Genomic DNA, 12,825 nt, shown 5'->3' with positions numbered 1-12,825 from the left:
GTTTTGGACAGCTTGTGGGCCTTTCCCGACGGGTATTGCCGTTGGGAAAGGCCCGGGAGATCAGAAGTGGAAGGTCATCCCGAATTCGATCACAGGGTAGAAGTTGAGGCCAGACAGATCGTCCTCGATGTCATCTGCCAGGTCATCGATCTCGGCTTCGACTTCCGGCTCCCCGGCTGCAACGCCCCCCACAGAGCGCAGCGAGATCTCGGGGCTGCCCATGTACACGGCGCCGAGCGAGATGTCGTAGGAGAAGTTCTTGCCGACATAGTCGTGCCAGCCGATCGCGAGCATCGGCGAGGTGGAGTTGTATTCGACCTTGCCCTTGATGTCTGCTGAACCGGTGGTGGGCACGCCACCAGAGGTGTAGTCCCGGGTGATGGTGGAGGAGACTTCAGCTGAGTTGTCGAGCTGCATGATCCCGCCGCTGATGCGGAAGTTGCCACGGGTGGGGTAGAAGTCGACCAGGGCACCGAAACCACCGATATCGACCGAAGCATCAAAGGAATCCTCGTCCACATCGAAATCGAAGTCACTGCTGTAGTCACGCCAGATCACCCGGCCGCCCAGCATGTCGGTTGCCTGATAGCCGACATCGACACCATAGCCGAGTGTGCCAATCTTGGGCATCAGATAGAACTGGCTGCGATTGCCGAGAGGCGAGACCTCTTCTGCTGGCTTGGCGGCATCGAGGGCATCCTGAAGGCGGGCGGCAGCTTCCGCCGGAGAGGGAGCCGAGGCGCGGTCCACGGTGATGATGTCAGGGGCCGCGAAGGCGGGCATAGCGGTCACGAGGGCAACCACAAGCGGCGCGATGACGGTTCGTTTGAAATTCATAGGGCTCAATTCCTTCTGGAGTCAGTGAAGCGCAAAATTGCACTTCACCTAATCTTGAAGGATAGAGATTAACTCCGAGTTTATTCCTTGGCGGACGCCAGCTTTCTGTCGGCGGTCACGAGGGCACGCAAGAGGAGTTCCATTTTGGCATCGTCGACCTCATCATTAAGGTGATACGAAAGCCGATTGTATCCTGTCCCATTCGTGAAGGTGACGCCCAACGCGCGTGCGTCTCCCTCGTCGGGCATCTCGAGATAGTCCCGCAACTTGCAATCAGGGAGTACCTCTGCATGGAGCATGGCCAACGCGAGCCTGCTCGCCAGGCTGTCAGGAATGGGGGCACGGCGCCCCCATTTGGTACGGGCCTCTTCTTCGGTGAGGGCCCAGATCGTTTCGAAGCCGGCGCACTCATCGTCCTGGCAACCGCCTTCGAAAGCGGTCGGATGGCGCCCAGCTGGAAAGATCGAGCCGGGGCCGCCGCAGAACGGGCAAGGAGGCAGTGACGAGGTCACTTGAAAGCAGGTCCGGACGCGAGTTCCTGCTCTTCGGTCTCGCTCGAGGCCGCTTCCCCCGGGCTGGAGGCGACCTGCCCTGAATTATGCAAATTTCGCCTTTGTTCGATATAGTGTCCGATTTGGTCCGCGATCTCATCCAGTGCGGCTCGGAAGTTCTTTCCGCGGCGCGCCCGCAATGCCTCGAGCGCATGGCCGAGTGCGTTGTACTCGATCTCCTGCTCTTTGGTGTCGGGACCGTCGATCGGAATGTTGGGGACCATCTTGCGGACGATCTCGATGCAGATTTCACGCTCTGCGGTTACGAGTGCGGCGGCGTTGGGGGCCGACTCCGGGAGAGCCGTTGCACCAGAGGCCAAGTCGGTCCCCCGCAGGCCAATGTCTTTGCGGATCTGTTCGATTGCCTTCACGACCATCGGCCGGGTGTCATTGTACCAATCGGACTCACCGCCGTCTTCGGAATTGGGGCGCTTGGCTTGCATGAACGCCGAGTAGGCGACATCCATCACGCGCGGGGTCAGCCGGTTGTGCAGATTGTCTTGCAGCGTGTAGTCCACGAGTTCTCGGAGGCGTGCGTTTTCCGCCTCAAGGGCGACGATCTTTTCCTGGTCAGTCATGTGTTGTCCTTCTGGGTGATTGCAGGATGTGTGTCGGAAGGAGCGTCTTTCGGAGAGGCTTTCCTGATTTCGACGATGTTGATCGGTTGGAACTGAACTTTCGTTCCTGCCGGCTGGCCCCAGGGGCTTACCATGTCGTGGGAGGTGACGCCGTTATAGCTGACCTCGCCGTCCTCGGAAGTGACCTCTTGGATTTCAAGAACGGTAGCCTCGGTCCCCAGCTCAGGCCGACCGAGGCGGACAACGACGAGATCGCCGACAGTAATGCTGTCGATCTGGTCCTTTAGATCAGGCGTCTGGAAGTCCCCGACCTTCATCTTCAAAAGGGGAAGCGACTTCTGAAACGTGCGGAAGGCCGTGATCTGCTGGAACGCGCCTGCGAGGGTGTAGCGTGCGCGAGCGATGAACTCCTCATCCCTGTTGGAAGGGGACGGTTCGTACTCAAGCTCGTAGTCGGTATTCAGGCACGCGCCGCTATCGGAGCATACTGCCCAGCTGTCCTCGCCGCGCTTTTCGATCCGGAGTTCGGCGTCCACCTGGAAGCGGGTCGCCATTGCGAGAAGATCGGTCGTTTTCGGGATCATTGCGATGTCCTTAGCAGGGGCGGGCTCAGCCGCAGTTGTAGGCTTGGCGATATCCTGCAGCCTTGGCAGCGCTGGGCGTCGGGAAGGATTTCAGATTTCGCGAGCGGGCCATGTCGTCGTAGTTCGGGCAGCCCGGTAAGTGGAAAATCTTGGAGTTCGCATTACCGCGGATCTCGCCGGCAGAGGCCTGGCTCGCGGCCGGAGCGGTGGCATCGGGCGCCGTGTGAGCAGGTGCGTAGTGACCGGTGGTCTCGTCCAGGTCCGACAGGATCATGTAGACCGGCGCGTGATCAGAGACCTTGTCTCTGGCGTAGCGATGGCTGATGCCGAGCTTCTCGGGGAAGCGGAAGATGCCTGCCTGGATGTTTGCGGTCATGCGGCGAGGGATCCAGATATTGTCATAGAGGTTGGCAAATTGGCCAGTTCGAGTTCCGAGCGTTGTGGCGCCCTCGGTGATCACCGGCCGGGCGTAGCGCGTGAGACCTAGAAATGACTCGTCATCAGGCTGCATGTTGAAGTCCCCCATCAGGAAGAACTGCTCTTCGGGGAAGGTTTCTCCGAGCCACTCCCAGTATTCACTCAGAGCACGAATTTCCGGCGTCCGGTCGGACTTGCTGTCCCCGTAAAGGACATGAATGCTGGCAAGGATGAAGTTCGTGCCGGTTTCCCGTTCCATGAAGCGGGCACTCAGCGGCTCTCGAGCGAAGACATCTCGTCCGTCGAGGTAGACGATTGCGCTATCGACGAACTCGACTCGAGATTTCCTCCACAGAAAGGCATAGTGCTCCTTGTAGCTTCCGCGGCCGATGGCATGGGACGCCATCACCCCCCATTCACTGCCAGTGTAGTCCTGCAGGGCATCAACGACATTCTGCAGGCCCTTCTCGCTCATGACTTCCTGAACTCCGATCACATCGAAGTAGCTCAGCACCTCCACGACAGCATCGATATCCTTGCCGTCATCGTAGAGGCGCTTGATGTTCCAAGAGGCAATTCTGGTCTCGGCCATTGCGGAAACGGCAATGAGGCAAAATAGAACAAGAGACAGAACGAAGCAGATTGCGGCTTTCTTGTTGCCGCGGGGCGTGGCTTTATGGGTCATGGATAAACTATACCTGCGGGGCGAGAGAAGTGCAAGGATAGTTAAAGCAGCATGCCCGTCAAAATCATGGATAGCCGAAGCTGGTCAGGAAATTCTCCCGCCAGCCTGTCGAAGCTCTCATAGGAAAGCCGCTCCTGTCCGGTAAGATGTCGAACAAGAAGTATCGAAGGGGCTGGTTGGGCGAAACTCTGAATTTCCGAGCACAATCCTGGTACGGGTTCTCTATGGAGCCGCAGCACTTGATTCCGGACTCTGAAAATTTTCAGAGGGCCGTTGGTATAGAAGTCAAAGGCGGCCTTGCACCCCTCTTCGAGGACGAGACCTGCGCTCTCGGGGCCGGGCGCGCAGTGTTCCCCACGATCGCGCATGACAGCTTTCAGGGCCGCATAGTTGGTGGCTTCGTAGTGAGCTGAGCAATAGACGCCTTTGGCAATAGCCTGCAATTCGCCTTTTCTCACTAGGGCGTCCAGGGCTCTTGTGATGCGTTTGCGATCTGAGGTCTTGGCAAACTCTGAAAAATCACCGGCAGTGAAAGCCCAATCAGGGTCACGCTCGGCCAGGCGGTTTCGAATGTAGGACTGCATCTGTCCGCGTGGGGCAATGCGGCGCCCTTCATTTCCTCTGGGTGCAACCGACGAATGTCGTGCCTTTGCACCTGAGACGCGTACAAGCTTGCGGCCGGGCTTCGCTCGACGTCTGAACCCCCGCGGCTTTGGAAGCTCGAATTTGGCGGCTGACCTCCACCAAGCTGCGTTATAGGCGAGAACCCGTCGGCCGATCGCGAGGGCCATGGCTGCAGAATGATGGTCAATGTTCTCGATGTGGTTGACCCTCTGGCAGGTTTGTTTCAGATCCGCCGCGGTCATCCCCCTTTCCACGGCATAGAGAACCTCAGCAAGCAAAATCCAGGGAAGTTTTTCGATGGCCGCAAGCCCTGAAGTGATCTCCGCACGCTCGACGTTCTCGATATCGCAGGCAGTAATGCCGCCGCCGGCGTGCATCACATGACAAGCGGAAACATGAGCCTCACTCACGCGACCGAGTGCCGACGCCAGTAGGGCAGGTACCTTGAAGGCCGCCCTGAAGAGAGCCTCGTCAGCAGGTGTTCGGGGCTCTGTGCGATCGGAGAGTGCAGGGATCGTCAGGGTGTTCCAGCCGATCGGCAGCTCAGAGCGCGCGAGATCCTTCAGAGGTTTGGTGTCTGAATGGAGCGTGGTCACGGGGTCCCAGCGTATGCTGTAGCTCCCGCGGGCGTCGAAATGCGCAGAGATGACAACCCGGATGCGCGGGCGCTCTCCCCTGTAGGGCCGGGAAAGCCATAGATCGCGAAGCCTCGTAAGGTGGCCGAGATGCGCTTCCAAGGCTTCTTGCACGCAAGATAGGGCTTCACTGGCGGGTGCCAGCGAATTGGACATCTGGCCTGCCTTAGCAGAGCGTAGATGTTCGTTGAACTGGTCCCGCAGTTCAAGACATACAGATATCTTGCATCCATCGATCATCCGGTAAGAATAGAGGGGTATGGTTAAGAGGGTCTGTTGACTTCTATTCTTTTTGTGACGTAGGATGGCCGGGAAACCATGGAGAACAACCTTGTCCTACATTAATGATGTCCGGCTTGTCGGTGAACTGCTGGCTGCGCCGGAGCTCAAGACGTCGGCCCGCGGCAAGAAGTACGCAATTCTGAAAATGCGCACAGGCCGTCCGGTGGTGAAATCCGGGAAAACCGCATGGGTCTTCTCTGAGCATCGCGTGATCTGCTTCAAGCAAGATGCCCAGCCGATGCTCGAGAAGAAAGGCGCCCGCGGCGTCTGGCTCAAAGTCATGGGTGAACTGGGTTACCTGAACGGTGGCAACACTGCTCAGATCGTCGTGAATGATGACCACGGCAGCGTCGGGCTGATGTTCTCGGACGTTTGGCCGCAGAATGAAATCACCGACGAGGAATGGAAGCTGATCGGTGAAGTGTCGGCTGCCGGAACGCCGGAAGACGAGGAAGAAGAGCCCTCGCGTGCTTCCGGATTTGACCCAGACGATGAGATCCCGTTCTAGCGACGGCAAAAAGAATAGACCTCACCCCCTAGAGGGTGAGGCCGGCGCTCCCATTTTTTGCGAGCTCACTGTTAAAATAGCGGGGGTCATCACTGACCTCCGCTATAAACCATTCTGGCCATGTGAACTGGGAGTCAGCATCGGGCAGCTCCACCTCTGCGACAACCAGATCGAGGTCGGGGAAGACGTCGATCTCGACGGTCAGACCTCCCTCGAGCCTATGGTAGTACCGCTTCTTACGCAGAACATTGTCGCACATCTCGGAGATCATTCGCTCGGCATCGTCGACGGGGATCCCATACTCATACTCTGCGCGCGCAATGCCGATGGTCGGGCCCTTCACGGTAAGGAAAGCCTGATCCCCCATGATCCTTACCCTGACGGTCGCGGCCAGATCATCCGAGAGATAGCCCTGTTGGATGTGAGTGGGGGCCTGCTGCAGGAGCTTGACCACTTCTGTATGGCTGGTGTCGATGAGAAACTTGCGTTCGATTTCCGTGGGCATGCGGTGACCTCCTGGCATTCCTTCAATTTCTAGCAGGCGAAGGTTTCTCGAGGATGTCTAAAAGCAAAAGGCCCCACCGATATGGCAGGGCCTGAGCTCTAGGTCAGTGTGTGGATATCAGGCGCCAACGAGGCTGGCGACAGGCTCCGGGCGTTTGTGCCGTCCAAGGCCGCGGGCGCGCGCCGCTTTGGCCTTGGACGCCGTGTAGTTCGGCGCGGTCATCGGGTAGTCGCTGGGGAGGTTCCACTTGGCCCGATATTCGTCCGGCGTCATGCCGTGCGTCTCTTTGAGGTGACGCTTGAGCATGGAAAGCTGGCGGCCGTTCTCGAGGCAGATGATGTAGTCGGGATGCACGCTGTCTTCCGGCGCACAGAACGGATCGCCAGGGGCACGTTCGCCCTTCCAGGTCTTCTCGAGCACCTCATCCTGCGCAGGCTGAAGAGCGGGCTCTCCGGCCATCACCTTCTGCAGGTTCAGGGTCATCATCGCGATGTCGAGAGGGGACATGGGATGACCGCTCTTCAGGCATGAGGCTGCCTTACGGGTGACAAGGCTGCAAATCATGTGTTCGGTGGACTCTGAGTCAACAATAGAGTCGGAAATATTGGTTGCGGGAATGGCTGGGAAATCCTTCATCTCATCCTCGTTAAAACCTAAAGATGAAGCCTTTTATAAAGGATAAGATTCAGCCCGTCAACTAATAGTTTAAAAATGATGAATAGAGATCGAGGGGAGGGGATTGTCCGTCAAACAAGTTCCCCCTCGATTACCTTACCCTCAACATCGAGGCGACCATAGGTAACCTCTTTCCCGTCCTTCTCGCATGGAAAGGTAGAGATCAGTTTCCCCTGTGCGAGTTGGTTCCCTTTGGTCCCCGGGATGACGACAGTTGCGATTTTTGCATGCTGTGTTGCAGACATGGTACACTCCATTTGGCCATGGTTAAACGTTATACCAAGTTAGTTTATTTGGAGTTTCAGACGTATCTTCAGTTGGATCCGGGCTGGCAGCACGGTATCCATGAAGCATCTAGGGTTTTCTTTCGTGGCACGGCGATGTATCCGGCATCTGTCTTTAGCGGAAGCGAGAGACATGGGATTCAACGCTGCCGTGTATTGGATGGAGGTGGTCTATGTCGTTTGGAACGTTGGCCAATGCAGGCCCGGAACTGTGTGCCCTGCCGTCGCGTGAAGCGAGGATCATGGTGATTGGGAACGATCAGTTCACCAAACTGGTCGTGACTGACCCCCTGTCGAGGAAGGATCACTGGCGGATTGAACAGGTGTCCTGCATCGCTGAAGCTGTCACACAGAGTATGAACGGCAGTATGCCTGACCTCTTTATCTGTGGCACCATCTTGGCTGATGGCCGGATCGATGACCTTGCCAAGGCATTCCGCATTCGCAAGCCCAAGGTTCGAATTCTTGCCTTGCTGGAGCGGAATGCCGGGTTCAGTGATGAGCAATGCGAGGATCTCAAGATCGTGGCAACCCTGGAGAAGAGCCACTCGATTCTCGACGAGCTCTTCCCGACAGTCGTCGACGTACTTACGGAATATGGCGATGGGTTGCTGCTTGGGGACCTGAAACGCCTTGAGCTCAAGAGCGATCGCAGCCTCTGGCTCCGCGGCTTGGCCACTGGCATTCGTCTGACGATCACCCAGGCTCGGTTGATGGAGTATCTGATCGCGCGTGCGGGGCAAATCGTGCCCAAGGGCGAAGCCTATATCAATGTCCTGCGACGGGAGGCGGACTACGACGATCGTGCGCTTGATCAGCATGTGGCCCAGCTGAGAAAGCTCCTCAAGGCGGCACCTATCAACGGCACGGCTGCGATCAAGACGATCCGCGGTGTCGGGTATCGGTTTGAATTCTCCGAGACTGCCGGAATGAGCCTCACGCGGCACTAGCTTTGAATCTGCATCCACCCAGACTCCTTCATCTCTATTGGCCGATCCGAATAGAAGCAGCAACCGATCTCCATCCTGCACGTCGAATCCACCGACCTTTGTGTTCTGGGTTGCAAGGCGCGTAAACCCCTGCACGGGAGACCAAAGCCGTAGTGTTTCGTCTAGTCGCGGATTATGATTCCGCTGCTCTAACCAGCTGAGCTACTCCGCCCCAAGCGCCACATTGGGTGCAGGCGATGTATGTGAGGCCGGGCGACGCGTCAAGCCGATTCTGGCAGATTTTCGCGCGCGCAGGCCAACAGGCTGCAAGCTGACGAAGTTGGACCTGCCGCGACCCGTCCAGCCCGTCAGCGCGCCCGGATCAGATCACGCCGGTACCTCTGTCATCTTCAGCTCATCCCGCCGGAAGAACGCGTAATAGAAGACCGGTGCCGCGATCATGGTCAGGATGGTGGCGAAGGCTAGACCGCCCATGATCGTGACCGCCATGGACTGAAAGAACGCATCCGGAAGCAGGGGCAGCATGCCAAGGATCGTCGTCGCGGCGGCCAGAAAAACCGGTCTCAGGCGCGAGACAGAGGCCGTGGTGATGGCGTCTTTCAGGGGCATCTCGGGATGTTCTTCCCGGACCAGATCGATCTCCTCGACCAGGACGATGCCATTCTTGATCAGCATCCCCGACAGCGACAAAAGCCCAAGCAAAGCCGTGAAGGTAAACGGCATTCCGGTCGCGAACAGCGCCAGGCTGACCCCGTTCACCGACATCGGAACCAGCAGCCAGATGATCAATGGCTGGCGGAACGCGTTGAACAGCAGGACCGAAATCAGCACCATGATCAGCAGGCTCAGCGGCAATTGCTTGGCAAGGCTGGCCTGCGCTTCGGCAGAGCTTTCATATTCGCCGCCCCATTCCATCCGATAGCCGGTGGGCAGCGCCATGCCATCAATCGGGTTTTGCAGGTCGGCCTGCGCTTCGGATGCCAGATTGCCCGGCAGCAGCTTGGCACCCACCGCAATGGTATAGACCCGGTCGCGGCGCATCATCAGCGTGTTCTGACCTTCGAAGGCCAGCCCGTCGGTGACCTGTTCAAAGGGCACCAGCAGATTGGCCGAAGACGAATACATCAGATGATCCGTCAGCGCGACACCGGCAGGCGCGCGCACCACCAGCGGGATCTGCCGTTCGCCTTCGCGGTACACACCCGCCGACACGCCGTCTGTCGCGAAAAGCATGGTTTCAGCGATATCGTCGCGCGAAATCCCGGCCTCTTGCGCGCGGTCGATGGCGTATCTGGGGCGCAGGACCTGTTCCATTTCGTGCCAGTCGGTGCGCGGCGTCATGATCTTGTCAGAGCTTTCTTCCATGATCGCCATGGCCTCATCGGCCAGGTCGCGCAGCACTTCGGGATCGGGGCCAGAGAACCGCACCTCGACCGGGTTGCCACCGCCGGGACCAAAGGCCAGCCGTTCGGCATTCAGAACGCCCTGCGGCAGGGCGCGCGCGCCAAAATCCTTCAGATCGGCGATCAGCGGCGCAATCGCGTCCAGCGTTTCTGTGCGCACGATCACATGGCCATAACTGGGATTGGGCTGCTCGCTGGTATAGGTCAGCATGAACCGCGCCGCGCCCTGCCCGGCATAGCTGGTATAGGCAACGACATCGTCGCGCGTGGCCAGCCAGTCCTCCAGCACTTTCAGATCGCGCGAGGTTTCGTGGATCGATGCGCCCTGCGACAGCTTGTAATCGACAAAAAACAGCGGCGTGTTGCTGTCGGGGAAGAACTGCTGGCGGACCTGGCCGAACAGCATGAAACAGCCGATGGTGACCGCCAGCAGACCGGCAATCACCAGCGGCCATGCATTCAGGCAGGCGCGCAGGACGCTGCGATAAGCGCGGAAGATCGCGCCGCCATAGGCGTCCTCGCCATCCTCATGGCCGCGATAGAACAGATACTTGCCCAGAAGCGGCGTCACGCTGAGCGCGAGCACCCAGGACAGCAGCAGCGAAATCGCGATCACGGCAAACAGCGAAAACAGGAACTCGCCCGTCGCATCGGGGCTAAGTCCAATCCCGGCAAAGGCCATGATGCCGATGACCGTCGCGCCCAGAAGCGGGATCTGGGTCTTTGATGCGGCCTCATCCGCGCCTTCGCGCGCCGTCAGGCCGCGTCGCATGGCGATCTGCATGCCCTCGGCCACGACAATGGCGTTATCGACCAGCATCCCCATCGCGATGATCAGCGCACCTAGCGAAATCCGCTCCATCTCCAGCGAGAAAAGCGCCATGAACAGCAGGGTGCCCACCACGTTCAGCAAAAGCGTGGTGCCGACGACGACAGCCGCCCGCCACCCCATGAACAGCGCCAGCACGATCACGACGATGGCGACAGAGGTGGCGAGGTTGATCAGAAAGTCGTTCGATGCCTCTTCAACCACCAGATGCTGCCGATATATCGGGTGCAGCTCGATCCCCACCGGGATTTCCGGGGCCAGTTCCGCCAGCCGCTGATCGACGCGGTGGCCGACATCGACGATGTTTTCGGTGCTGATCCCCGCCACGCCAAGCGTGAATGCATCGGCGCCGTTATTGCGCACGATCAGATCCGGGGTGGATCTTTCGGCGCGGTAGACTTCGGCAAAATCGCTGAGCCGCAGCAACTGCCCGCCAACGCCGATGGTCAGGCCCGCAATTTCTTCGACGCTGTCATTCCCTTCCGGTCCCTGAATCAGGGTCCGGCCGTCCTCTGTCTGGATGGATCCGGCATCGCTGAGCGTATCGGCCCCGGCCAGTGCGGAGCGCATGACCGTGTTCGCCACGTTGAGATTGGCGGTCAGCGCCGAATCGGGTTCGATATAGATCACCTCATCCGGCACCCCGCCCAGCACCACATCGGCCACGCCTTCCACGGCCAGCAATTCGCGGCGCAGAAAGGTCGACAATTCATAGATTTCGCGATTGTCGAAGCCCGGCGCAGTCACCGCGAAATACAGCCCGTAGACATCGCCGAAACTGTCATTCACGAACGGCTGCGACGCCCCGTTCGGCAGCGCGGCATCGCCCACCCGGTTGCGCAGCTTGGTCCAGATGCCGGGCAGTTCGGCACCGTCATAGGTATCCTTCATGTCCACTTCGATCCAGGACAGGCCCGGCTGATTGGTGGATCGCACCTCGTCCAGTTCGGCCATTTTCTGGATTTCGGATTCCAGCGGCTCGGATATTTCGCGCGACACTTCCTCGGCGGACGCGCCGGGATATTGCGTGACCACGACGGCGGTCTTGATGGTAAATGCCGGGTCTTCCAGCCGGCCAAGGTTGAAGAACCCCCAGATGCCGCCGAACAGGCAGATCAGCATCACGATCCATGTGTAGATCGGGCGTTCGATTGACAGTCTTGCGATGCTCATGACCGCTTACTCGCCAAATGCGGTGAAGCGGCGCACCGTCTCGCCATCGTCCAGTATGGCAGCGCCGCTGGCGACGATTTCCTGCCCCGGTTCCAGGCCAGAGATCACGCTGACGGTCCCGTCCTCGCCCCCTTCGATCTGGATCCCGACCAGCCGGACGGTGCCTTCCGTCGCGCCAACGGGTTCGAACAGCATCGCCTGCGGCGTGCCGTCATTTGCCGTCACGATGGCGGATGATGGGATGGTGATGTAGTTTTCGTGCCCCGGCAGAGACACCGTGACCGACGCGGATGAGCCGGGCAGAATCACGCGATCTTCGGGTGGTTCCAGACCCAGCGTGACGCGATAGGTCTGCCCGGTGACAGAGGTTTCCGCGCTGAACTCGCGGATCTCCAGCGGATAGCGTTGATCATCGGTCGGAAACTCTGCCCAAAGTTCGAAATCCTGCGTCTTTCCGGCCATCTGAACAAGGATTTCGGGGACATTGATCTCAATCCGGATCTCGGACATGTCATGCAGGCGGACCACCGGCGCACCCGCCGCGATGGTGGTAAAGTTGGACGTGCTGGTCGATGCGGTCAGCGCATCGAAGGGTGCCATCAGCGTGGTTTCTTCCAACGCACGCTCGGCATCGCGGACGGAAATCGCGGCCAGTTCGGCCTCTGTCCGGGCGTCATCGACCGAAACCTGACTGACCGCGCTGCCCTGCAACTGTTCCAGCCGCTGCAGATTGCGGTTCGCCTGCGCCTGCTGGGACCGCGCCCGGTCAAGCGCCAGTTCGAACGGCTCCTGATCCAGCCGCGCGATCAGATCGCCCGATGCAAGTTCCTGCCCCTCGCCCACCGGAAAATCGACAATCTGGCCGCCCACCTGAAAGGCCAGATCGACGGTCTCACGCGCGGCGACCCGCCCGAAGAACTGCCGGGAAAGGCCCGTATCGTCCTGAGAAAGTTCAATAATCTTGGCCAGGCGGGGCGCGTCCTGCGCATGGGCCGCAGGGATGCCGGTCGCAGCAAGCGCCAGGAGCATGGGGAACAGGCTGGATATTTTCATGGGCAGAGCTTTCCGTGTCGAGGCAGAGAGGCGGCGACAAAACTGTCAGCGCAGATGCGGAATTACGGCTGTTGACAATCACTGCCGCGAAAAATTTGCGTGATCAAGGCCGGGCCCATGAACCTGCATTCCCCAGGTGGCGTGTCGTTTGAGGTGAAGATCGCCTGTATCCGATCGCTAGACAAGGATTTTCTGCCGCAAGCGGCACCTGCGGTCGCGCAGACTGCTGGATCTGGACGGATCAGACCGCGA

At 59.2% G+C, this 12,825-nt stretch carries 13 protein-coding genes and 1 pseudogene; 2 read left to right on the top strand and 12 right to left on the bottom strand.

Going from position 1 to position 12,825, the window contains the following annotated elements; translation table 11 throughout:
* Nucleotides 1-60: 60 nt before the first annotated feature.
* The 6 genes from G0D83_RS24700 to G0D83_RS24675 all read right to left on the bottom strand — a co-directional run bounded on the left by G0D83_RS24700 (nucleotide 61) and on the right by G0D83_RS24675 (nucleotide 5,067).
* Entirely contained in the window at nucleotides 61-837 is a 777-nt protein-coding gene (locus G0D83_RS24700; RefSeq protein ID WP_164197230.1) for a hypothetical protein, read from the bottom strand.
* 80 nt (nucleotides 838-917) lie between these two features.
* The gene (locus G0D83_RS24695; protein ID WP_164197229.1) at nucleotides 918-1,349 is read right to left on the bottom strand and encodes a hypothetical protein; all 432 of its coding nucleotides are present in this window, start codon (nucleotides 1,347-1,349) and stop codon (nucleotides 918-920) included.
* On the bottom strand, nucleotides 1,346-1,966 hold the full coding sequence (locus G0D83_RS24690) for a hypothetical protein (protein ID WP_164197228.1): 621 nt from the start codon (nucleotides 1,964-1,966) through the stop codon (nucleotides 1,346-1,348). Before G0D83_RS24690 ends, G0D83_RS24695 begins: the two co-directional genes overlap by 4 nt.
* Nucleotides 1,963-2,550: a hypothetical protein gene (locus G0D83_RS24685; RefSeq protein WP_164197227.1), complete on the bottom strand. Its 588-nt coding sequence runs from the start codon at nucleotides 2,548-2,550 to the stop codon at nucleotides 1,963-1,965. Before G0D83_RS24685 ends, G0D83_RS24690 begins: the two co-directional genes overlap by 4 nt.
* A 25-nt stretch (nucleotides 2,551-2,575) precedes the next feature.
* Nucleotides 2,576-3,652, bottom strand: coding sequence for an endonuclease/exonuclease/phosphatase family protein (locus G0D83_RS24680; protein WP_164197226.1), 1,077 nt, complete (start codon nucleotides 3,650-3,652; stop codon nucleotides 2,576-2,578).
* Between the two features lie 41 nt (nucleotides 3,653-3,693).
* Nucleotides 3,694-5,067, bottom strand: coding sequence for a hypothetical protein (locus G0D83_RS24675; protein ID WP_164197225.1), 1,374 nt, complete (start codon nucleotides 5,065-5,067; stop codon nucleotides 3,694-3,696).
* A gap of 175 nt (nucleotides 5,068-5,242) precedes the next feature.
* On the opposite strand from G0D83_RS24675, the gene G0D83_RS24670 reads away from it, so the two are divergent.
* The gene (locus G0D83_RS24670) at nucleotides 5,243-5,701 is read left to right on the top strand and encodes a single-stranded DNA-binding protein (protein WP_164197224.1); all 459 of its coding nucleotides are present in this window, start codon (nucleotides 5,243-5,245) and stop codon (nucleotides 5,699-5,701) included.
* A 28-nt stretch (nucleotides 5,702-5,729) separates the two neighbouring features.
* On the opposite strand, the gene G0D83_RS24665 is transcribed toward G0D83_RS24670, so the two are convergent.
* The 3 genes from G0D83_RS24665 to G0D83_RS24655 form a co-directional block, all read right to left on the bottom strand.
* Nucleotides 5,730-6,206, bottom strand: a complete 477-nt coding sequence (locus G0D83_RS24665) for a CYTH domain-containing protein (protein ID WP_164197223.1) — start codon at nucleotides 6,204-6,206, stop codon at nucleotides 5,730-5,732.
* Nucleotides 6,207-6,323: 117 nt separating this feature from the next.
* Nucleotides 6,324-6,842: a MucR family transcriptional regulator gene (locus G0D83_RS24660; protein ID WP_235958187.1), complete on the bottom strand. Its 519-nt coding sequence runs from the start codon at nucleotides 6,840-6,842 to the stop codon at nucleotides 6,324-6,326.
* Nucleotides 6,843-6,952: 110 nt separating this feature from the next.
* The gene (locus tag G0D83_RS24655; protein ID WP_164197222.1) at nucleotides 6,953-7,126 is read right to left on the bottom strand and encodes a hypothetical protein; all 174 of its coding nucleotides are present in this window, start codon (nucleotides 7,124-7,126) and stop codon (nucleotides 6,953-6,955) included.
* Nucleotides 7,127-7,338: 212 nt separating this feature from the next.
* Here G0D83_RS24655 and G0D83_RS24650 point away from each other — a divergent pair, with 212 nt between their 5' ends.
* Nucleotides 7,339-8,115: a winged helix-turn-helix domain-containing protein gene (locus tag G0D83_RS24650; RefSeq protein WP_164197221.1), complete on the top strand. Its 777-nt coding sequence runs from the start codon at nucleotides 7,339-7,341 to the stop codon at nucleotides 8,113-8,115.
* An 18-nt stretch (nucleotides 8,116-8,133) separates the two neighbouring features.
* Here G0D83_RS24650 and G0D83_RS32870 read toward each other — a convergent pair.
* The 3 genes and pseudogenes from G0D83_RS32870 to G0D83_RS24635 all read right to left on the bottom strand — a co-directional run.
* Nucleotides 8,134-8,268 (bottom strand): annotated as a pseudogene (locus G0D83_RS32870) (cytochrome P450); the annotation flags it as partial.
* A gap of 213 nt (nucleotides 8,269-8,481) precedes the next feature.
* Nucleotides 8,482-11,520, bottom strand: a complete 3,039-nt coding sequence (locus G0D83_RS24640; protein ID WP_164197220.1) for an efflux RND transporter permease subunit — start codon at nucleotides 11,518-11,520, stop codon at nucleotides 8,482-8,484.
* Between the two features lie 6 nt (nucleotides 11,521-11,526).
* Nucleotides 11,527-12,573: an efflux RND transporter periplasmic adaptor subunit gene (locus tag G0D83_RS24635; RefSeq protein WP_164197219.1), complete on the bottom strand. Its 1,047-nt coding sequence runs from the start codon at nucleotides 12,571-12,573 to the stop codon at nucleotides 11,527-11,529.
* Between the last annotated feature and the right edge of the window lie 252 nt (nucleotides 12,574-12,825).

The sequence above is a fragment of the Salipiger sp. PrR003 genome (assembly GCF_010500785.1).
Lineage (GTDB): Bacteria > Pseudomonadota > Alphaproteobacteria > Rhodobacterales > Rhodobacteraceae > Salipiger > Salipiger pacificus_A.
This window is presented reverse-complemented; position numbering and strand designations above follow the sequence as displayed.

What these genes read in the sequence shown, in the direction of transcription:
- G0D83_RS24700 (WP_164197230.1), bottom strand. Translation starts at nt 837, where the DNA reads ATGAATTTCAAACGAACCGTCATCGCGCCGCTTGTGGTTGCCCTCGTG.
- G0D83_RS24690 (WP_164197228.1), bottom strand. Translation starts at nt 1,966, where the DNA reads ATGACTGACCAGGAAAAGATCGTCGCCCTTGAGGCGGAAAACGCACGC.
- G0D83_RS24685 (WP_164197227.1), bottom strand. Translation starts at nt 2,550, where the DNA reads ATGATCCCGAAAACGACCGATCTTCTCGCAATGGCGACCCGCTTCCAG.
- G0D83_RS24680 (WP_164197226.1), bottom strand. Translation starts at nt 3,652, where the DNA reads ATGACCCATAAAGCCACGCCCCGCGGCAACAAGAAAGCCGCAATCTGC.
- G0D83_RS24675 (WP_164197225.1), bottom strand. Translation starts at nt 5,067, where the DNA reads ATGTCCAATTCGCTGGCACCCGCCAGTGAAGCCCTATCTTGCGTGCAA.
- G0D83_RS24665 (WP_164197223.1), bottom strand. Translation starts at nt 6,206, where the DNA reads ATGCCCACGGAAATCGAACGCAAGTTTCTCATCGACACCAGCCATACA.
- G0D83_RS24660 (WP_235958187.1), bottom strand. Translation starts at nt 6,842, where the DNA reads ATGAAGGATTTCCCAGCCATTCCCGCAACCAATATTTCCGACTCTATT.
- G0D83_RS24655 (WP_164197222.1), bottom strand. Translation starts at nt 7,126, where the DNA reads ATGTCTGCAACACAGCATGCAAAAATCGCAACTGTCGTCATCCCGGGG.
- G0D83_RS24650 (WP_164197221.1), top strand. Translation starts at nt 7,339, where the DNA reads ATGTCGTTTGGAACGTTGGCCAATGCAGGCCCGGAACTGTGTGCCCTG.
- G0D83_RS24640 (WP_164197220.1), bottom strand. Translation starts at nt 11,520, where the DNA reads ATGAGCATCGCAAGACTGTCAATCGAACGCCCGATCTACACATGGATC.
- G0D83_RS24635 (WP_164197219.1), bottom strand. Translation starts at nt 12,573, where the DNA reads ATGAAAATATCCAGCCTGTTCCCCATGCTCCTGGCGCTTGCTGCGACC.